Origin of the sequence: Halomonas litopenaei, assembly GCF_003045775.1 — a bacterium.
Taxonomy (GTDB): domain Bacteria; phylum Pseudomonadota; class Gammaproteobacteria; order Pseudomonadales; family Halomonadaceae; genus Halomonas; species Halomonas litopenaei.
In genome coordinates this window covers 1-959 of sequence record NZ_PXNS01000032.1, presented here as the reverse complement: position 1 = coordinate 959, position 959 = coordinate 1, and the positions used below count along the sequence as shown (strand labels likewise).

At 66.5% G+C, this 959-nt stretch carries 1 protein-coding gene; it reads right to left on the bottom strand.

What is annotated here, in order from left to right; translation table 11 throughout:
* The coding region (locus C6W88_RS21165; protein WP_197037170.1) for a VCBS domain-containing protein at nucleotides 1-959 on the bottom strand (959 nt) is incomplete at both ends.

Here is a 959-nt window from a genome sequence, read left to right as displayed (position 1 = left end):
TGACCACCTGACTTTCGCCCGCGGCCACAGGACCAGAAGAGCTCAGGGTCAGAGTCAGGACGGCGTCACCGCCGGCCTCGGTGCGGCCTTCCAGCTCACCGGCGTCGTTGGTGCGCCAGATCAGCTCGCCATCCAGGCCGGTGACCTGAATACCGTCGGTGTCACCAAAGGCGATCGAGGTGATGGCGTCGCTGCCGGCGGTAAAGGTCAGGCTGGCTACATCGGTATCCGAGGCGGCGCCTTCGGTCTCGGCGTCATCCAGCGCGAGGCTGGCCTGGGTCGAGGCCGGGTCGCTGCCGGTGACCGAAACGCTCGGGCTGCTACCGTCGGTAATGGTGACAGTGTGGCTGTCGGTGGCGGTGTCGCCATCGCTGTCTTCGGTGGCGATGGTGAAGCCGATCGACGGATTGCCGGTGCTGTTCTGTACCTGGTTGTCGTTGGCGTCAAAGGTCCAGGTACCGTCACGACCGACGGTCAGGGTGCCTTCGTCGGTGGTGAAGCTAACCGTTGCATCACTGGCATCCCCCAGCGGCTTGGTCTCACCTGTCACCGTCACACTGACGGTCGCCCCATCAGCTCCGGCGTCGGTGGTCCAGGTGCCGTTGGCACTCTGGCCTTCGACCACGGTCTCGGCGGTATCCGCGATCTCGAGGGTCGGCTGATCGTCGGCCACGCTCACACCCACGGTCGCCGTCGTGCTGGTGCCATCGGTGTCGGTGCCGACCACGCTGATACCGGTGCTCGACAGGCTATCGGCGTCGACCGCGTGGGCCAGGCTCTCGGCCAGGGTCGCGGTCACGGTGACCACCTGGCTGTCACCAGCGGCAATCGGGTTATTCGCGTCAACCGCCGGACTCAGCGTCAGGGTCAGGACGGCGTCACCGCCGGCCTCGGTGCGGCCTTCCAGCTCGCCGGCGTCGTTGGTGCTCCAGATCAGCTCGCCATTCAGGCCGTCGACA